At 71.3% G+C, this 17,681-nt stretch carries 14 protein-coding genes; 5 read left to right on the forward strand and 9 right to left on the reverse strand.

Annotation, left to right across the window (positions count from 1 at the left end; genetic code table 11):
• Positions 1-7: 7 nt before the first annotated feature.
• Positions 8-358, reverse strand: a complete 351-nt coding sequence (locus N8K70_RS10690; protein ID WP_317138329.1) for an Rv2175c family DNA-binding protein — start codon at positions 356-358, stop codon at positions 8-10.
• Positions 359-587: 229 nt separating this feature from the next.
• Here N8K70_RS10690 and N8K70_RS10695 point away from each other — a divergent pair, with 229 nt between their 5' ends.
• A complete protein-coding gene (locus N8K70_RS10695) occupies positions 588-1,841 on the forward strand; it encodes a LysM peptidoglycan-binding domain-containing protein (protein WP_317138330.1) in 1,254 nt (417 codons plus the stop codon).
• Positions 1,842-1,943: 102 nt separating this feature from the next.
• Positions 1,944-3,911 (forward strand): Stk1 family PASTA domain-containing Ser/Thr kinase, encoded by a 1,968-nt coding sequence (pknB, locus tag N8K70_RS10700; protein ID WP_449406851.1) that lies wholly within the window; start codon positions 1,944-1,946, stop codon positions 3,909-3,911.
• Between the two features lie 52 nt (positions 3,912-3,963).
• Here pknB and N8K70_RS10705 read toward each other — a convergent pair whose 3' ends face one another.
• Together N8K70_RS10705 and N8K70_RS10710 are read right to left on the reverse strand one after the other, a co-directional pair.
• Positions 3,964-5,301, reverse strand: a complete 1,338-nt coding sequence (locus N8K70_RS10705) for a class II 3-deoxy-7-phosphoheptulonate synthase (protein WP_317138332.1) — start codon at positions 5,299-5,301, stop codon at positions 3,964-3,966.
• Positions 5,302-5,352: 51 nt separating this feature from the next.
• A complete protein-coding gene (locus N8K70_RS10710; protein WP_317138333.1) occupies positions 5,353-6,036 on the reverse strand; it encodes a lysophospholipid acyltransferase family protein in 684 nt (227 codons plus the stop codon).
• Positions 6,037-6,165: 129 nt separating this feature from the next.
• On the opposite strand from N8K70_RS10710, the gene N8K70_RS10715 reads away from it, so the two are divergent.
• Positions 6,166-7,995, forward strand: a complete 1,830-nt coding sequence (locus N8K70_RS10715; RefSeq protein ID WP_317138334.1) for an AMP-dependent synthetase/ligase — start codon at positions 6,166-6,168, stop codon at positions 7,993-7,995.
• Here N8K70_RS10715 and N8K70_RS10720 read toward each other — a convergent pair.
• From N8K70_RS10720 to N8K70_RS10730, 3 genes are read right to left on the reverse strand one after another with little or no spacing between them, the layout of a single operon-like run.
• Positions 7,992-8,486 carry a peptide deformylase gene (locus N8K70_RS10720; RefSeq protein WP_317138335.1) on the reverse strand — a complete coding sequence of 165 codons (495 nt, stop codon included), beginning with the start codon at positions 8,484-8,486 and terminating at the stop codon, positions 7,992-7,994. The two genes, N8K70_RS10715 and N8K70_RS10720, sit on opposite strands and share 4 nt — an antisense overlap.
• Before the next feature lie 2 nt (positions 8,487-8,488).
• On the reverse strand, positions 8,489-10,435 hold the full coding sequence (locus N8K70_RS10725) for a nucleotide-binding protein (RefSeq protein ID WP_317138336.1): 1,947 nt from the start codon (positions 10,433-10,435) through the stop codon (positions 8,489-8,491).
• Between the two features lie 51 nt (positions 10,436-10,486).
• On the reverse strand, positions 10,487-13,894 hold the full coding sequence (locus tag N8K70_RS10730) for a pyruvate carboxylase (protein WP_317138337.1): 3,408 nt from the start codon (positions 13,892-13,894) through the stop codon (positions 10,487-10,489).
• A 91-nt stretch (positions 13,895-13,985) separates the two neighbouring features.
• On the opposite strand from N8K70_RS10730, the gene N8K70_RS10735 reads away from it, so the two are divergent.
• Positions 13,986-14,804: a ParA family protein gene (locus tag N8K70_RS10735; RefSeq protein ID WP_317138338.1), complete on the forward strand. Its 819-nt coding sequence runs from the start codon at positions 13,986-13,988 to the stop codon at positions 14,802-14,804.
• Between the two features lie 116 nt (positions 14,805-14,920).
• Here the strand turns inward: N8K70_RS10735 and N8K70_RS10740 are convergent, their stop codons facing one another.
• The 3 genes from N8K70_RS10740 to N8K70_RS10750 all read right to left on the reverse strand — a co-directional run bounded on the left by N8K70_RS10740 (position 14,921) and on the right by N8K70_RS10750 (position 16,740).
• Positions 14,921-15,460, reverse strand: a complete 540-nt coding sequence (locus tag N8K70_RS10740; protein ID WP_317138339.1) for a MerR family transcriptional regulator — start codon at positions 15,458-15,460, stop codon at positions 14,921-14,923.
• Between the two features lie 132 nt (positions 15,461-15,592).
• Entirely contained in the window at positions 15,593-16,273 is a 681-nt protein-coding gene (gene ftsR, locus N8K70_RS10745) for a transcriptional regulator FtsR (protein WP_317138340.1), read from the reverse strand.
• Positions 16,273-16,740, reverse strand: coding sequence for an FHA domain-containing protein (locus N8K70_RS10750; protein ID WP_317141217.1), 468 nt, complete (start codon positions 16,738-16,740; stop codon positions 16,273-16,275). The genes ftsR and N8K70_RS10750 overlap by 1 nt, the downstream gene beginning before the upstream one ends.
• 184 nt (positions 16,741-16,924) lie before the next feature.
• Here N8K70_RS10750 and N8K70_RS10755 point away from each other — a divergent pair, with 184 nt between their 5' ends.
• Complete coding sequence (locus N8K70_RS10755; RefSeq protein WP_317138341.1) at positions 16,925-17,623, forward strand: copper resistance protein CopC; 699 nt, start codon at positions 16,925-16,927, stop codon at positions 17,621-17,623.
• Positions 17,624-17,681 lie beyond the last annotated feature (58 nt).

A 17,681-nucleotide genomic window follows, 5' to 3' on the forward strand; every position in this document is an offset into this window, starting at 1 on the left:
GCGCCGCTCAGGCCAGCGTCTGCGCCACGCGGCGCACCTCGCTCTTGCGCCCGGCGAGGAGCGCGGTGATCGGCGCCGCGCCGATGACGTCGTCCGCGGTCAGCAGCCAGTCGATCGCCTCGTCGTCGCTGAACCCCACATCGGCCAGCACGATCGCCGTGCCGCGCAGCGAGGCGAGCGGATGCCCGTCCACGATGAACACGGCCGGGACCTTCAGCGGGCCGTCGCGGCGCGAGCCGATGAGGACGTGCTCGTCGAGAAGGCGCCGGACGCGGCCCTGCGGCTCTCCGAGCACGTCGACGAGGTCGGGGATGGTCAGCCAGTCGGTGGGAACCGTCGCCGGGGTCTGGGCAGTCACCCCTCCATGCTCTCATCCGCGACGGCGGCGGCGCGACCACACCTTCCCCGCCCTTTTCACACAGGCAACATCGACACCACTGAACTCATCTCTCCCATGCGTCACGGAAGATATCAGCAGTTGACTTCGTAATACTTCCGTGACAGCGTGAGTGTCGTCCGATCGTTGGGGGTTCGACGTGCATCATCTGTCTCCGCGCCGCCGGCGCGACCTGCTCACCACTGTTCCCATGGCCGTCACCGGCGCCATAGCCGTCTCCCTGGGAGCTCCTGCGGCGGCCGTCGCGGCCGATGTGAAGCCTCGCGAGGGGCTGCGAGATCTGTCGTCGGCCTTCGGGCACACGCAGGGGAACCTCGCCCTCGCGGCGGGCACCGCCCCGCGGATCGCCTCCGCGCAGGCCGTCTTCCGCCCCGCGGCGGCGGCCGCCTCCGCCTATACGGTGGAGGCCGGCGACACGATCACCGGCATCGCCATCCGCCAGGGACTGCGCACGGTCGATCTGCTCACGTGGAACGGACTGAGCTGGTCGAGCACCATCTATCCCGGCCAGGTCCTCCGGCTGACGGCGTCCTCGTCCGCGCAGCCGGCCGCCTCCACGTCGGCCCAGGAGATCGAGGCGACGTCCTCGACGAAGTCGCACACGGTCGCGTCGGGCGACACGGTGTGGTCGATCGCGCAGAGCTACGGCACGTCGGTGGACACGATCGTCTCTCTCAACGAGCTCGGCTCCGACGCCGCGATCTACCCCGGGCAGAAGCTCGTCGTCGCGAGCAGCGCCGTCCCGCAGACGCAGCCGGAGGCCCCGGAGTCCGCTCCGGCTCCGGAGGCCGCGCCCTCGGAGGAGTCCTACGTCGTGCAGGCCGGCGACACGCTCTGGAGCATCGCCCAGGAGCACGGCATCAGCGTGAGCGAGCTGCTCGCCACGAACGGCCTCAACGGCTCGAGCATCATCTACCCGGGGCAGAAGATCATCATCCCCGCCCCCGGCGGCACCGCCGAGCCGCAGGCGGATGAGGAGCAGGAGCCCTCCTCCCCTCCGTCGATCTACGACTCGCCGCAGGATCAGCTCACCTCCTCGCTCAACGCGCCGCAGACCGAGAACGCACAGCTGATCATCCGCATCGGACGCGAGCTCGGCATCCCCGACAAGGGCATCGCCATCGCGCTCGCGACGGCCATGGTGGAGTCCTCGCTGCGCAACGTCGACTGGGGCGACCGCGACTCGCTCGGCCTGTTCCAGCAGCGGCCCAGCACGGGATGGGGCTCGGAGGAGCAGATCCTCGACCGCGACTACTCCATCCGCGTCTTCTTCGGCGGCCCGAACGACCCCAACGGCTCCACCACCCGCGGTCTCCTCGACATCCCCGGCTGGCAGGACGCGGACTTCGGCACCGTCGCGCAGACCGTGCAGATCTCGGCCTTCCCCGACCGCTACGGCCGCTGGGAGCAGCAGGCGTACGCCTGGCTCGCCCAGCTCGGCTGAGACCGCGCGAGGCGCGCCGGATCGTCATCCCATCGTGACCGCCGCCCTGGCGCGGCGGTCACGGCCGTCTCAGGGGCGCTTTCGTAGAATTGGGCGGTGTCCATGAGTCAGCAGGTCGACCCCCTCATCGGGCGGCTTGTCGACGACCGCTACCGGGTCCGGGGACGCATCGCGCGGGGCGGGATGGCGACCGTGTACGTCGCGACGGACCTCCGCCTGGAGCGCCGTGTCGCCCTGAAGGTGATGCACAGCCACCTCAGCGACGACAGCGTCTTCCAGAGCAGGTTCATCCAGGAGGCGCGGACGGCCGCGCGGCTCTCCGACCCGCACGTCGTCAACGTGTTCGACCAGGGTCAGGACGGCGAGCTCGCCTACCTCGTGATGGAGTACCTCCCGGGGATCACCCTGCGGGAGCTGCTCAAGGAGCAGCGGCGGCTCACCGTCACGCAGACGATCACCGTGATGGACGCGGTGCTGTCCGGCCTGTCCTCCGCGCATCGCGCCGGGCTCATCCACCGCGACGTCAAGCCCGAGAACGTGCTGCTCGCCGAGGACGGCCGGATCAAGATCGGCGACTTCGGGCTCGCCAGGGCGACGTCGGCCAACACCGCGACGGGGCAGCAGCTGCTGGGCACGATCGCCTACCTCGCCCCGGAACTCGTCACGCGCGGCACGGCCGACACGCGCAGCGACATCTACGCCCTCGGCATCATGCTCTACGAGATGCTCGCCGGCGAGCAGCCCTACAAGGGCGAGCAGCCCATGCAGATCGCCTATCAGCACGCCATGGAGTCCGTCCCGCGTCCGAGCGTGAAGAACCCCGGCGTCCCCGAGCAGCTCGACGAGCTCGTGCTGTGGGCGACCGAGAAGGAGCCGGACGAACGGCCGACCGACGCGAACGAGATGCTCACGCGCCTGCGCGAGATCGAGCGGGAGCTCGGCGTCTCCCCTCTGCCGACGCGCACGGCGCCGGCGAGCCGCTTCCCCGACGCGGTCGAGGAGGAGAGCGCTCCCGCCACGGGCGGGCAGACGAGGGTCATCCCCGACTCGCCGACCTCCGTCCTGCCCTCGACCGCCGGCTCCGCGACCGCGGACGAGCCCGACAACGCGGCCACGCTGCGCCGCAGATCGAGGCGTCGCAGCAGCCGCGGAGCGTGGCTCCTCGTCCTGACCGTGCTGCTCGCGCTCGGCGCGGGGGCGGCCGGATGGTGGTGGGGGTCCGGGCCCGGATCGATGGTCGCCGTGCCGCAGCTGCAGGGGCTCTCGTACGCCGAGGCGCAGGGCGTGCTCGAAGAGCGGGAGCTCCTCGCGACGGAGAGCCGGGAGAGCGCCCTCGACGTTCCGGTCGGAGAGGTCATCCGGACGGAGCCGACGCCGGGCACGCGCGTCGACCGCGACACCACGGTGACGGTCATCACGTCGTCCGGCCCGTCGACCGCCGACATCGGTCAGCTGGCCGGACTGTCGTCGGACGAGGTGCGTGCGATCCTGTCCGAGAACGTCATCGCCGTGGCGGACGAGGACACCCCGCTCTTCGCGGACGACGCCGAGGGCACGGTGCTGGGCGTGAGCATCGCGCCCGCCGCGGGCGGCGACCCCGTCGACTGCTCCGGCGGATGCACGGTGCACCAGGGCGACACGGCCCAGCTCACGGTGTCCATCGGCTCCCTGCCGAACGTCGTGGGCATGAGCTCCGAGGAGGCCGCATCGACGCTCGAGGCGGTCGGGGTCGGAACCGAGGTCGCGTCGCAGGAGTACAGCGAGACGGTTCCCGAGGGGGCGGTCGTCTACTACCTGGAGCGGGAGGGCGGCGGCAGCTGGCGCCCGGGCGACACCGTGCGCCTCGTGACGTCGCTCGGGCCGCAGCTGTTCGAAGTGCCCGATGTCGTCGGCATGACCCGCGACGAGGCCAAGGCGACGCTGGAGGGCGCGGGCTTCTCCACGTCGTACAACGGGCTGTGGGACGCCGTCGTCGACAGCTTCACCCAGGTGACGGCCATGAGCCCCGAGGGCGGCAGCGCTCAGCGCGCCGGCACCTCGATCACCCTCACGATCACCGGCTCGTTCTGATCCGGCTCGTTCCGATCGCGCGGGCGCGAGCCGAGCGCTGCGGCCCCCGTCGTCAGCGCTTCTCGAGCTCCTCGGCCACGAGGAAGGCCAGCTCGAGCGACTGCTTGTGGTTGAGGCGCGGGTCGCACAGCGACTCGTAGCGGGTCGCGAGAGTGGCCTCGTCGATGTGCTCGGCCCCGCCGAGGCACTCCGTGACGTCGTCGCCGGTGAGCTCGACGTGGATGCCCCCGGGGAAGGTGCCGACGGCGCGGTGCGCCTCGAAGAAGCCGCGCACCTCGTCGACGACGTCGTCGAAGCGGCGGGTCTTGTAGCCCGTGGGCGTCGTGATGCCGTTGCCGTGCATCGGGTCGGTGACCCAGAGCGGCTGCGCGCCCGAGTCCTTCACCGCCTCCAGCAGCGGCGGCAGCGCGTCGCGGATCTTGCCCGCGCCCATCCGCGTGATGAACGTGAGGCGACCGGGCTCGCGCTCCGGGTCGAGCTTGTCGATGAGGGCGAGGGCGGTCTCGGGAGAGGTCGTGGGACCGAGCTTCACGCCGATCGGGTTGCGGATGTGCGAGAAGTACTCCACGTGCGCGCCGTCGAGCTCGCGCGTGCGCTCCCCGATCCAGAGGAAGTGCCCCGACGTGTTGTAGATCTCGCTCGTCCGCGAGTCGATGCGGGTGAGCGGACGCTCGTAGTCCATGAGCAGGCCCTCGTGCCCCGTGTAGAACTCGACCCGTCGCAGCTCCTCGAAGTCGGCGCCGCACGCCTCCATGAACTTGATCGCGCGGTCGATCTCGGCGGCGAGACCCTCGTAGCGCTTGTTCGCCGGGTTCTCGGCGAAGCCCCTGTTCCACGAGTGAACCTCGCGCAGGTCGGCGAAGCCGCCCTGCGTGAACGCGCGGATGAGGTTCAGCGTGGACGCCGACGTGTGGTACGCCTGCAGCAGCCGCTGGGGGTCCGCCTCGCGCGAGGCCGCGGTGAAGTCGAAGCCGTTCACGATCTCGCCCCGGAAGGCCGGCAGCGTCACGTCGCCGCGCGTCTCGATGTCGCTCGATCGGGGCTTGGCGAACTGCCCGGCCATCCGGCCCATCTTCACCACGGGCATCGAGGCGCCGTAGGTGAGGACGACGGCCATCTGCAGCACGGTCTTCACGCGGTTGCGGATCTTGTCCGCCGTCGCTCCCGAGAACGTCTCGGCGCAGTCGCCGCCCTGCAGCAGGAAGGCGTGCCCGGACGCCGCCTGGGCCAGCCGCGCCTTCAGGGTGTCGACCTCGCCGGCGAAGACGAGAGGCGGGAGGGCGGCGAGCTCCGCCGCCACCTCTGCGACGGCCGTCGCGTCCGGATACTCGGGCTGCTGCTTGATCGGGAGGGACTTCCAGGCGTCGAGAGCGTCGAGCGTTTCGGGCATTATCCGATGTTATCGTCCCGCGCAGCCTCCCCCGCGCAGAGCCGCCTCCGCTCAGACGCCGGCGAGGCGGTTCTTCACGGTGGAGGCGTACTCGTCGCTGTACTCCTGGTTGCCCAGCCGGTGCAGCGCCACCATGATCTCGTCGGTGACGGAGCGCAGCACGTAGCGGTCGCTCTCCATGCCCGCGTACCGCGAGAAGTCGAGAGGCTCCCCGATGACCGCGCCGACGCGCATGATCCGCGGCAGCTTGGAGCCGATCGGCAGCACGTCCCCGGTGTCGACCATGACGACGGGGATGACGGGCACCTTCGCCTCCAGAGCCATCCGGGCGATGCCGGTGCGCCCCCGGTAGAGCTTGCCGTCGGGGCTCCGCGTGCCCTCGGGATAGATCCCGAGCAGGTCTCCCCTGCCGACGACCTGCAGGGCGGTGTTGAGCGCCGCCTCCGACGCCGGTCCGCCGGAACGGTCGAGGGCGATCTGGCCCGTCCCCCGCATGAACCACTTCGTGGCCCAGCCCTTGACGCCCCTGCCGCTGAAGTACTCCGCCTTGGCGAGGAAGGACACCGGCCTGTCGAGCAGGAGCGGCAGGAAGACCGAGTCGACGAACGAGAGGTGGTTGCTCGCGAGGATGGCGGCGCCCTGAGCGGGGATCCTCTCCGCTCCGATGACCCACGGCCGGAAGACCGCCTTCACGAGGGGTCCGACGAAGACGTACTTCATGAGCCAGTAGAACAACAGCCGCTCCCCCTGTCGGTGTCCGCGCGTCGAGAAGTCTAACCTTGTGGGAAACCATGAACGTGCAGCGGGGATGGGCGCACGGCGGCATATACTCGCTGCATCCGCACCGGTGCCAAAGGAGATGCCGTGACCGAGACGTCGACGCCCGCGATCGTCCCCGCCGATCCCTCGGCGAACGTGACAGACCTTCTGATCGAGCGGGTGACGGACACCCCCGACCGCCCCATCTTCAGCGTGCCCGACGGCGCGGACCGATGGCGCGACGTGTCGGCCCGCACCTTCCATCAGGATGTCGTCGCGCTCGCGAAGGGCTTCGTCGCCGCCGGCGTCCAGCCCGGCGACAAGATCGGCTTCCTCGCGAGGACCACCTACGAGTGGAGCGTGGTCGACTTCGGCCTGTTCTTCGCCGGCGCGGTCATGGTGCCCGTGTACGAGACGAGCTCGCCGGCCCAGATCCAGTGGATCCTCTCCGACTCCGGGGCCACGGCGCTTGTCGTCGAGAGCGCGGCGCACGCCGGGCGGTTCGAGGAGGTGCGCGGCGACCTGCCGCTCGTGCGCGAGCTGTGGCGGATGGACGAAGGCGCCCTGGACGTGCTCGCCGAGCGCGGGGCCGACGTCCCCGACGAGGATATCGAGCGCCGGCGCACGATCGCCAACGGCGACGACATCGCGACCCTCATCTACACGTCCGGGTCGACGGGCCGTCCGAAGGGGTGCGTGCTGACCCACGGCAACTTCGTCGAGCTCACGCGCAACTCCGCCAGCGCCCTCTCGGAGATCGTGCTGCGGCCCGATGCGTCCACCGTGCTGTTCATCACGACGGCGCACGTGTTCGCGCGCTTCATCTCGATCCTCTGCGTCTACGCGGGCGTGCGCACGGGCCACCAGCCCGACACCAAGCAGCTCGTGTCCGCGCTCGGCTCGTTCAAGCCGACGTTCCTCCTCGCCGTCCCGCGCGTGTTCGAGAAGGTCTACAACTCCGCGGAGCAGAAGACCGAGTCCGAGGGCAGGGGGCGCATCTTCCGCGCGGCGGCGAAGACCGCGGTCGAGCACTCGCGTCGCCTGCAGGACGGGGAGAGGATCGGGCTGGGCCTGAAGGTCAGGTTCGCCCTCTTCGACCGGCTCGTCTACGCGAAGCTGCGCGCCCTCATGGGCGGCAACGTCACCCACGCGATCTCGGGCTCCGCCCCGCTGGGCCCGAGGCTCGGGCACTTCTTCCACAGCCTCGGGATCAGCATCCTCGAGGGATACGGCCTCACGGAGACGACGGCCCCGGCGACCGTGAACCTGCCGGCGAAGTCGAAGATCGGCACGGTGGGCCCCGTGCTCCCCGGCGTGGGCGTCCGCATCGCCGACGACGGCGAAGTGCAGGTGCGCGGCATCAACGTGTTCCGCGAGTACTGGCGGAACCCCGAGGCGACGGAGGCGGCGTTCGACGACGAGTGGTTCAAGACGGGCGACCTCGGCGCGATCGACGACGACGGCTACCTCACGATCACGGGCCGCAAGAAGGAGATCATCGTGACGGCCGGCGGCAAGAACGTCGCGCCCACGACGCTGGAGGACCCGATCCGGGCCAACCCGATCGTCGGGCAGGTGGTCGTGGTCGGCGACCAGAAGCCGTTCATCGCGGCGGTCGTGACGCTCGACCCCGAGATGCTGCCCGCCTGGCTCGCCACGCACGGCGAGGCCACGGACCTCACCCTCGAGCAGGCCGCCGTCAACCCGACGGTGCGCGCCGAGATCCAGCGGACGATCGACGAGGCGAACAGCCGCGTCTCGCGCGCGGAGTCCATCCGCAAGTTCATCGTGCTCGGCACGGAGTGGACGGAGGCGTCCGGCCACCTGACCCCGAAGCTCTCGATCAAGCGCGCGGAGATCATGCGCGACTTCGCCGAGGAGATCGCCGGCATCTACGAGACGCCGATCACGACGACGAACGTCGCGATCGGCTAGGCCAGCCAGATCCTCTCGCGCACCTCGCGCATGGCCGTCTTGCGGTCCTCGGGTGCGAGGCGCCGGAGGTAGAGCATGCCGTCGAGGTGGTCGGTCTCGTGCTGGAGCATCTGCGCGAAGAGCCCCTCGCCCTCGAGCACGACCGGCTCGCCGTCGAGGTCGACGCCCTCGACACGCGCGTACGGATGACGCAGCGCGTCGTGCCACAGCCCGGGGACCGACAGGCACCCTTCGCCCGTCGGCACGGGATCGCCGCGCACCTCGACGACACGCGGGTTGAGGACGTACCCCACGGCGCCGTCGACGTTGTAGCTGAAGGCCCGGACGCCGACGCCGATCTGCGGCGCGGCGACGCCCGCCCTGCCGGGGAGCCGGACGGAGTCGAGGAGGTCGTCGACGAGCGCGCGGACCCCGTCGTCGATCGTCCCGATCTCGGCGCATCGCTGGGCGAGCACGGGGTCGCCGATGACGCGGATGTCTCGCGCCGGCACGGCTAAGCGTCCACCTGCTGACGGAGGCCCTCCACGACACGCGCGGCGAGCTCGCGCGCCGCCTGCCGGGTGGCGGGCCGCAGCTCGGCGTACGCGATCGCGCTGCCGGTGGCGAGCTGCGGATCGTAGGGCAGACGCACGACGGCGCGCACACGGCTGCGGAAATGGGCGTCGAGCTCGTCCAGGCGCACGAGCGGCGTGCCCGCGGTCGACTGGTTGAGGACGACGACGGCGTCGCGCACCTTGTCGGCGTGGCCGTTCGACTCGAGCCAGGTCAGCGTCTCGCTCGCGAGACGCGCCTCGTCGACGCTGAGACCGGCGACGACGATCAGCTGATCCGCGAGATCGAGCGTCGCGCCCATCACCGAGTGGACGATGCCCGTGCCGGAGTCGGTGAGCACGATCGAGTAGTAGTGCGCGGCGACGTCGGCGACATCGCGATAGTCCTGGTCGTCGAACGCCTCGGACACGTGCGGGTCGGTGTCGGACGCGAGCACGTCGAGCCGCGTCTCGTCGCGCACGACATGGCTGGTCATGTCGGCGTAGCCGTTCACCGCGTCGCGGTTGCGCACGAGGTCGCGGACGGTCTTCCCGCTCGGCCGTGCGATCCGCTCGGCGAGGGTGCCGCGGTCGGGGTTCGCGTCGACGGCGATCACCCGGTCGTCCCGTGCATCCGCGAGCGCCATGCCGAGGACAGCCGTCACGGTCGTCTTGCCCACTCCGCCCTTGCGGCTGAGGACGGGGACGAACCGCGCGACGCCGCTGAGGGGGGCGGCGATCCGCCGCGTCAGCTCCTTCCGCGCACGCGCCTGCCTGCCGTCCCCCAGGTTGATGAGACGGCCCGAGGCGCGGTACAGCAGCTGCCGCCACGGCCCCTCCGGCTCGGGCTTGTGCACGGCGCTCGCGTCGAGCAGACGATCGGCCGTCAGGACGTCGGCGCTCTCGCGCACCGTGTTCCGGTTCACATCGCCGACGCGACGGGAGACGGGCTCCGCCACGGTCTCGATCGGCGCCGGCGCCGGCTGCTCGATGAACGACGGTCTGGTGATCGGCGGCCGCTCGGGCCCGCCGTCGGGGGAATCGGACATGTCCTCGTCTTCTCCCGCGGCTGCGGGCTCGTCGGTCTCGTCACCGTGGGCGGGCGTCCCGACGTCGGGCGCCGCCACTCCGTCGGGCACGGTGCCTCCGTCGGGCACGGTGTCGTCATCGTCGTCCGGCTGCTCGAGCCGTACGCGGCGCCGCCCCACGGCGACGGACTCGTATCCGGAGGGCAGGACGTCCTCGTGGGCCGGGCGCGCGTCGCGTCCGCCCTTGCCGCCGACGACGTCCGCCGCGGGCCGCTCGTCATCCTCGGGGATCCCATCCGCCGGGGCCTCCTCCGCGGGGGCGTCGTCCTCGGAGGACTCGTCCTCGGAGGACTCATCGGCGGGGGCGTCGTCCACGAGCGCCTCGTCGGCGGCGGCCTCGTCCACGGTGCGCGGGTCCTCGGGAGAGGGCCGTTCGGCGCCCGGCCCCTCGTTTTCCGCGGCGGGCCCGTCGTCGGCCGGCGTCTCCTCCGCGGCAGGCTCGCGTTCCGCCGTGTCGTCGGCCTCGGCGGACTCCGCCCCGTCGACGACGTGAGCCGGCTCCTCGTCCGCCGCCGAGGCGACCGTCGCCACGCGAGCGGCGGCGACGGCGTGCTCGTCGAGCTCCCCCGTGACGACCTCGAGGTCGTCGTCCGGCTCCTCCGTGGGAAGCTCGATCACGATGCCCCCGCTGCGGAGGTCGCCTCGCGGCGCGTCGTCGATCAGGTCGTCGTCCGGGTCCTCGAGGTTCTGCGGCAGCACGACACGGACGTGAGCCGTGCGGGTGCCGAGGATGCCGATCGCGGTCGTGTCGATTCCGGCCTCGGCGAGGAGTCCGTTGTCTTCCGACTCCCCGTCCGGCCGCCCGTTGCGGTCCGAATTCACTGTGTTTTCTCTCCCGGGTGGGACGCGACAGGCGCGACGCCCCGACCCAGGCTACTCGGCGGGGCTGATGACGACCAAAAGGTCGCCCGCCTCCACCTGCGCGGTGGCGGGGATCGCGATGCGCTCGACCCGGCCGTCGACGGATGCCGTGATGGCCGCCTCCATCTTCATCGCCTCGATCGAGGCGACCGGCTGGCCCGCGACGACGCGGTCCCCCGGCTCGACCTTGACGGTGACGACGCCGGAGAACGGGGCGGCGACCTGTCCCGGTCGGCTGAGGTCGGCCTTCTCGGCCTCGCGCTCCTCCACCGCGACGCCGCGGTCGCGCGCCGAGAGCGGGCGCAGCTGGCCGTTGAGGGTGGTCATGACGGAGCGGAAGCCCTTGTCGTCGACGGCGCCGATCGACTCGAGCCCCGCGAAGAGCTCGACGCCGCGCTCGAGGGCGATCACGTGCTCCCGGCCGGGGGTCAGCCCGTAGAGGTAGTCGGCGGTGTCGAGCACCGACAGGTCGCCGTACGTCTCGCGCACCTCCTCGTAGATGCGGGTCGGCTGCGGGAAGAGCAGCCTGTTGAGCGTCGCCCGGCGCGTGGCCGGATCCGCGTCGAGCGCCTCCCGGTCCTCCGCCGTGATGGGGGTGACGCCGATCTTGACCTCGCGGCCCGCGAGCACCTTCGAGCGGAAGGGCTCCGGCCATCCGCCCGGCAGATCGCCGAGCTCGCCCGCCATGAACCCCACGACCGAGTCGGGCACGTCGTACTTCTCCGGGTTGGCGGCGAAGTCGGCGGGATCGGCCCTGACCGCGGCGAGATGCAGGGCGAGGTCGCCGACCACCTTCGACGACGGGGTCACCTTGGGGACCCGTCCGAGGATCTCGTTCGCCGCGGCGTACATGTCCTCGATGAGCTCGAAGTCGTCGGCGAGGCCGAGCGCGATCGCCTGCTGACGCAGGTTCGAGAGCTGGCCGCCCGGGATCTCGTGCGCGTAGACGCGGCCCGTCGGTCCCGCCAGTCCCGACTCGAACGGGCGGTACAGGTGCCGCACCGCCTCCCAGTAGGGCTCCAGATCGGAGACCGCCTGGAGGCCCAGGCCGGTGTCGCGCTCGGTGTGGACGAGAGCGGCCACGAGCGACGAGAGCGAGGGCTGGCTCGTCGTGCCCGCCATCGCCGCCGAGGCCGCGTCGACGGCGTCCGCGCCCGCGGCGCTGGCCGCGAGCAGGGTCGCGAGCTGCCCGCCGGGCGTGTCGTGGGTGTGCACGTGCACCGGCAGCTCGAAGTTCGCCCGGAACGCCTCGACGAGCTTCGCCGCCGCGGCCGGCCGCAGCAGCCCCGCCATGTCCTTGATGGCGAGGACGTGCGCGCCCGCCTCGGCGATCTGCTCGGCCAGGCCGAGGTAGTAGTCGAGCGTGTAGAGGTCCTCCGCCGGGTTCAGGAGGTCGCCGGTGTAGCAGACGGCGACCTCCGCGACCGTGGTGCCGGTCTCGAGGACGGCGTCGATCGCCGGGCGCATCTGCGAGACGTCGTTGAGCGCGTCGAAGATGCGGAAGACGTCGATGCCCGTCGCCGCCGCCTCCCTGACGAACGCGTCGGTGACCTCGGCGGGGTAGGGCGTGTACCCCACCGTGTTGCGCCCCCGCAGGAGCATCTGGATGGCGATGTTCGGCAGGGACTCGCGCAGCTTCGCCAGACGCTCCCAGGGGTCCTCCCCGAGGAAGCGGAGCGCGACGTCGTATGTCGCGCCGCCCCAGGCCTCGACGGAGAGCAGCTGCGGGGTGAGACGCGCCACATGCGGGGCGACGCCCAGCAGGTCCTTCGTGCGCACGCGCGTGGCCAGCAGCGACTGGTGCGCGTCGCGGAACGTGGTCTCGGTGACGGCGAGGGCCTTCTGCTCGCGCAGAGCGCGGGCGAAGCCGACGGGACCGAGCTCGAGCAGCCTCTGCCGCGACCCTGCTGCGGGCTCGGCGGAGAGGTCGATCGACGGCAGCTTCACACGCGGGTCGATCGCGATCGGGTTCTCGCCGTGGGGCTTGTTGACGGTCACGTCGACGAGCCAGTTCAGGATCTTGGTGCCCCGGTCCTTCGACTCGCGTCCGCGGACGAGATCCGGCCGCTCGTCGATGAAGGAGGTGGACAGATCGCCCGCGAGGAAGGCGGGGTCCTCCAGCACGGCCTGCAGGAAGGGGATGTTCGTCGCGACGCCGCGGATGCGGAACTCGGCCAGCGCGCGACGGGCCCGGCGGACCGCGGCGGTGTGGTCGCGGCCGCGGCACGTGAGCTTGGCGAGCATCGAGTCGAAGTGCGGGCTCACCTGTGAGCCCGCCGCCGTCGTGCCGCCGTCGAGGCGGATGCCCGCGCCGCCCGGCGAGCGGTAGGTCGTGATCTTGCCGGTGTCGGGGCGGAAGCCCTGAGCGGGGTCCTCCGTCGTGATGCGGCACTGGAGCGCCGCCCCGTGCAGGCGGATGTCCTCCTGGCGGAGCCCGATGCCGGCGAGCGTCTCGCCCGAGGCGATGCGCATCTGCGCCTGCACGAGGTCGGCGTCCGTGACCTCCTCCGTCACGGTGTGCTCCACCTGGATACGGGGGTTCATCTCGATGAAGACGATCTCTCCCGACCGGGGGCCCGAGGTCTCGAGGAGGAACTCCACGGTCCCCGCGTTCTCGTACCCGATGGAGCGCGCGAAGGCGACGGCGTGACGGTGCAGCTCGGTGCGGACCTCGTCGTCGAGGTTCGGAGCGGGCGCGATCTCGATGACCTTCTGATGACGGCGCTGGACCGAGCAGTCCCGCTCGAACAGATGGACGGTCTCCCCGGTCTTGTCGGCGAGGATCTGGACCTCGACGTGCCGGGGGCGCAGCACGGCCTGCTCGAGGAACATGCGGGGATCCCCGAAGGCGCTGTCGGCCTCGCGCATCGCCTCGGCGAGCGCGGGCGCGAGCTCGTCCTTCGTCTCGACGCGGCGCATGCCCCGGCCGCCTCCGCCCGCGACGGCCTTCGCGAAGAGCGGGAAGCCGATGTCGTCCGCCTGCGCGACGAGCGCGTCGACGTCGTCCGAGGCCGGCGTCGAACGCAGCACCGGCACCCCGGCGGCGATCGCGTGGTCCTTCGCCGTGACCTTGTTCCCCGCCATCTCGAGGACGGCGGCGGACGGGCCGATGAAGGCGATGCCGTGCTCCGCGGCCTTCGCCGCGAGCTCGGGGTTCTCGGAGAGGAAGCCGTAGCCGGGGTAGATCGCGTCCGCTCCCGACTCCCGCGCGACGCGGACGATCTCGTCCACGTCGAGGTACGCGCGGACCGGATGACCCTCCTCTCCGATCTGATACGCCTCGTCCGCCTTGAGGCGGTGGAGCGAGTTGCGGTCCTCGTACGGGAAGACCGCGACCGTGCGGGCTCCGAGCTCGTACGCCGCGCGGAACGCGCGGATGGCGATCTCGCCACGGTTGGCCACGAGAACCTTCGAGAACATACGCCTCCTCGGCGACGGCGGGGCACTTCCGAGCCCGGCGCATCGACGGGCTGAGCTCGTGCCCAGCTTAGAGGAGGGTAGGTTAGGAGGCGTGCACGTACTCAGCGTCAGCTCTCTCAAGGGAGGCGTCGGCAAGACGACCGTGACCCTCGGGCTCGCCTCAGCGGCTTTCTCGCGAGGCATCCGGACGCTCGTCGTCGACCTCGACCCCCAGTCCGATGTGTCGACCGGCCTCGACATCCAGATCGCAGGCCATCTCAACGTCGCCGACGTGCTGGAGAACCCCAAGGAGAAGGTGGTCCGCCAGGCGATCACGGCCAGCGGATGGACCAAGGTGCACGCGGGCGTCATCGACGTCCTCATCGGCAGCCCGTCGGCCATCAACTACGACGGCCCGCATCCGACCGTCCGCGACGTCTGGAAGCTCGAGGAGGCCCTCGCATCGGTCGAGGCCGACTACGACCTCGTGCTCATCGACTGCGCGCCGTCTCTCAACGCGCTCACGCGCACGGCATGGGCCGCGAGCGACCGCGTCGCCGTCGTGACGGAGCCCGGCCTCTTCTCGGTCGCCGCCGCCGACCGCGCGCTCCGTGCGATCGAGGAGATCCGCCGCGGGCTCTCCCCCCGCCTGCAGCCGCTCGGCATCGTCGTCAACCGCGTACGTCCGCAGTCGATCGAGCACCAGTTCCGCATCAAGGAGCTGCGCGACATGTTCGGCCCCCTCGTGCTCTCCCCGCAGCTGCCGGAGCGGACCTCGCTGCAGCAGGCGCAGGGCGCCGCCAAGCCGCTTCACGTCTGGCCGGGCGAGTCGGCGCAGGAGCTCGCGGACGACTTCGACCAGCTCCTCGACCGGATCATCCGTGCCGGCCGCATCGCCGCCGCGGAGAAGGGCGCGCCCGTCGCCGAATAGGGCGGAGCAGACGAGGAAGAGGCCGGGCCCCGCGGGGCCCGGCCTCTTCCTCGTCTGAGGCGGCCACGACCGCGGGCCGCCTCCGGCGGAGCAGCCGGTGGGCCGGCGAGCGCGTCTCAGGCGGAGCGCTGCGACCGGCGGGCGGCGAGCTCGTCGACGGGGTCGGGAGCCGTGGGATCGAAGTCGACGAGCGTCGACTCCACCTCGCGCAGCACGCGGCCGACCGCGATCCCGAAGACGCCCTGGCCGCGGCTCACGAGGTCGATGACCTCGTCGTTCGACGTGCAGAGGTAGACCGAGGCGCCGTCGCTCATGAGCGTGGTGCCGGCGAGATCGCGGATGCCGGAGACGCGCAGCTGCTCGACGGCGATGCGGATCTGCTGGAGCGAGATGCCGGTGTCGAGGAGCCGCTTGACGAGCTTGAGCACCAGGATGTCGCGGAAGCCGTAGAGCCGCTGCGAGCCGGACCCCGACGCGCCTCGCACGGTCGGCACGACGAGCTCGGTGCGCGCCCAGTAGTCGAGCTGACGGTACGTGATGCCGGCCGCGCGCGCCGCCACCGCACCCCGGTAGCCGGTCTGCGGGTCGAGCTGGGGCAGGCCGTCGGTGAAGAGCACCTCGGCGGTGAAGCCGTTCCCTACGGGATCCTCAGCCATCGTGACCCTTACTCCTCACGTTCGATTCCTGTCCACCGTATGGCAGGTCGCAGTCCCGGGCAATGACATCCGCCGTTCCCCGGCGGCGTGTCGAGGCAAGCGTGATCGAACGTTATGAACGGCTCACGGGGATCACGGCAGGATGCGCGACAGCGCCTGCCTCACGAAGATCCCCCGCACCTCGTCGAGTCGCGCGGCGAGCTCGGGTCCGAGCTCGCCCGCCTTCGCCCGCGAGCGCGCGTCGGAGCGGCGGATGAGCGGCGTGAGCGCCTTGTCGACGAGGTCGGCGTCCCGGTCGGCGCTCTGCCGGACGGCGCGCAGATGGCGTGGCTCGATGCCGTGCCGATCGAGCGCGACGAGCGCGCGCATGAGCGCGACGGCATGCTCGTCATAGGCGTCCGACGCCTGGATGAGGCCGATGCTGATCGCATCGTTCAGCAGCTGGGGGGCCGCGCCGGCGGCGGCGAGCAGATCGGCTCGCGTGACGCTCCGCGTCGCCGAGTGGATGGACGTCGGCAGCGGCAGCTGGCCCCCGCCGTTCGCCTCGACGTCGTCGAGGTGCGCTCTGATGACGCTGAGGGGCAGATAGTGGTCGCGCTGCAGCACGAGACCGAGCCGCAGTCGCTCGACGTCCTCCGGCGAGAACTTCCGGTAGCCGGACTGCGTGCGCCTCGGCGACACGATGCCCTGCTCCTCGAGGTAGCGGAGCTTGCTCGACGTGAGGTTCGGGAAGTCCGGCGTGAGCTTCGCGAGCACCTGGCCGATGCTCAGCAGCGCCGCCGACGCACTTCTCTCCGCGGCAGCGGCCGCCATCAGGCGCCGGCCCCCGGAAGATCTCGGGGGGAGGCGAAGAAGTTGAAACGGAACTTGCCGATGCGCACCTCCGCACCGTTGCGCAGCACCGCGCGATCGACGCGTTCCCCGTCGACGTAGGTGCCGTTGAGGGAACGCTGATCGATGATCTCGAAGACCGTGCGGTCGCGCGTGACCTCCGCGTGACGACGCGACACCGTCACGTCGTCGAGGAAGATGTCGGCCTCGGGATGACGGCCGGCCGTGGTCACGTCGGCGTCGAGCAGGTAGCGCGATCCCGCCGTCGGGCCGGAGCGCACGAGGAGGAGCGCCGCTCCGGAGGGCAGCGCCCCCACCGCCTCGAGCTCCGAGGACGACAGCTCGCCCGCGAACGGCACGAACGACAGATCGGCCTCGTGGCCGAATGTCTGGGTGACGTCCCCCGACCCGTCGTGGCCCGCCGACGAGGAGCCGGCGTCTCGCCGGATCGAGGCCGGATCCGACCGGTACTGCGCATCTGACACGCTCGACCTCCCTTTCGTCCCACCCTATCGGATCGGTCCTGCACCGCGAACGGCCTCCGGCCGCGTCCGAGGACCCTCGGACAAGTCTGCCGGGTGCCCGTCCTGATCGGAAGCGCCGCCCAGGAATCGGCGATATCGTCGTAGCGCCATGGCTACTCATCGAACCCCCCGCGTCCGCCGTCCGTCCCGCATCGTCGCCGCCTCGGCCGTCTTCGCGACGGCCCTCCTCGGCCCGCTGCTCGTCTCAGCCCCCGCATCGGCGCACGACGCGCTCGCGGGCTCGTCCCCCGCCGACGGGGAGACCGTCCAGACGCTGCCGGAGTCGATCTCGCTGACCTTCAGCGGCACACTGCTCGAGGGAGCCCCCCAGTCGGTCTTCGTGACCGACTCCTCGTGCGAGGGGATCTCCGAGGCGGCGCCCGGGAACATCCCGATCGACAAGGACGCGTGCACCGACTACGCGCAGGGCGACGCCGTCGCCGAGGGACCTCTGCTCACGCAGGCGATCGACGCCGAGGGCGCCCCGGCGGGCGAGTACACGATGATCGTGAGCGTCACCTACGGCGACTCGCACAGCGAGGATCAGGTCATCCGCTTCACGGCGACGGAGGCCGTCCCCGCTGCCCGGACGCCGGAGCCGACGGCGAGCGCCGAGCCGACCGCCAGCGCGGCGCCGACCGACGAGCCGGCGGACGCCTCGCCGTCGCCGAGCGCCTCGGAGGCGGACGACACGGCCGAGAGCGGCTTCGTCCGCGCCCTTCCCTGGATCGTCGGAGGCGTCCTCGTGGCCGCCGCCGGCGGCGCGCTCATCGCCTTCCTCGTCGCGCGCTCCCGGCGCTCCTCCTGAACCGTCGCGCGCTCCCGGCGCGCGCTTCCGTCCTCCGCACACAGATAGGGTTGGTCCC

Source organism: Microbacterium sp. AB (genome assembly GCF_032878875.1).
Classification (GTDB): Bacteria; Actinomycetota; Actinomycetes; order Actinomycetales; family Microbacteriaceae; genus Microbacterium; species Microbacterium betulae.

Bases quoted from the DNA above. Each gene is read 5' to 3' on its own strand.
- N8K70_RS10695 (WP_317138330.1), top strand. From the start codon at position 588: ATGGCCGTCACCGGCGCCATAGCCGTCTCCCTGGGAGCTCCTGCGGCG.
- pknB (WP_449406851.1), top strand. From the start codon at position 1,944: ATGAGTCAGCAGGTCGACCCCCTCATCGGGCGGCTTGTCGACGACCGC.
- N8K70_RS10755 (WP_317138341.1), top strand. From the start codon at position 16,925: ATGGCTACTCATCGAACCCCCCGCGTCCGCCGTCCGTCCCGCATCGTC.
- N8K70_RS10730 (WP_317138337.1), bottom strand. From the start codon at position 13,894: ATGTTCTCGAAGGTTCTCGTGGCCAACCGTGGCGAGATCGCCATCCGC.
- N8K70_RS10705 (WP_317138332.1), bottom strand. From the start codon at position 5,301: ATGCCCGAAACGCTCGACGCTCTCGACGCCTGGAAGTCCCTCCCGATC.
- ftsR (WP_317138340.1), bottom strand. From the start codon at position 16,273: ATGGCGGCCGCTGCCGCGGAGAGAAGTGCGTCGGCGGCGCTGCTGAGC.
- N8K70_RS10740 (WP_317138339.1), bottom strand. From the start codon at position 15,460: ATGGCTGAGGATCCCGTAGGGAACGGCTTCACCGCCGAGGTGCTCTTC.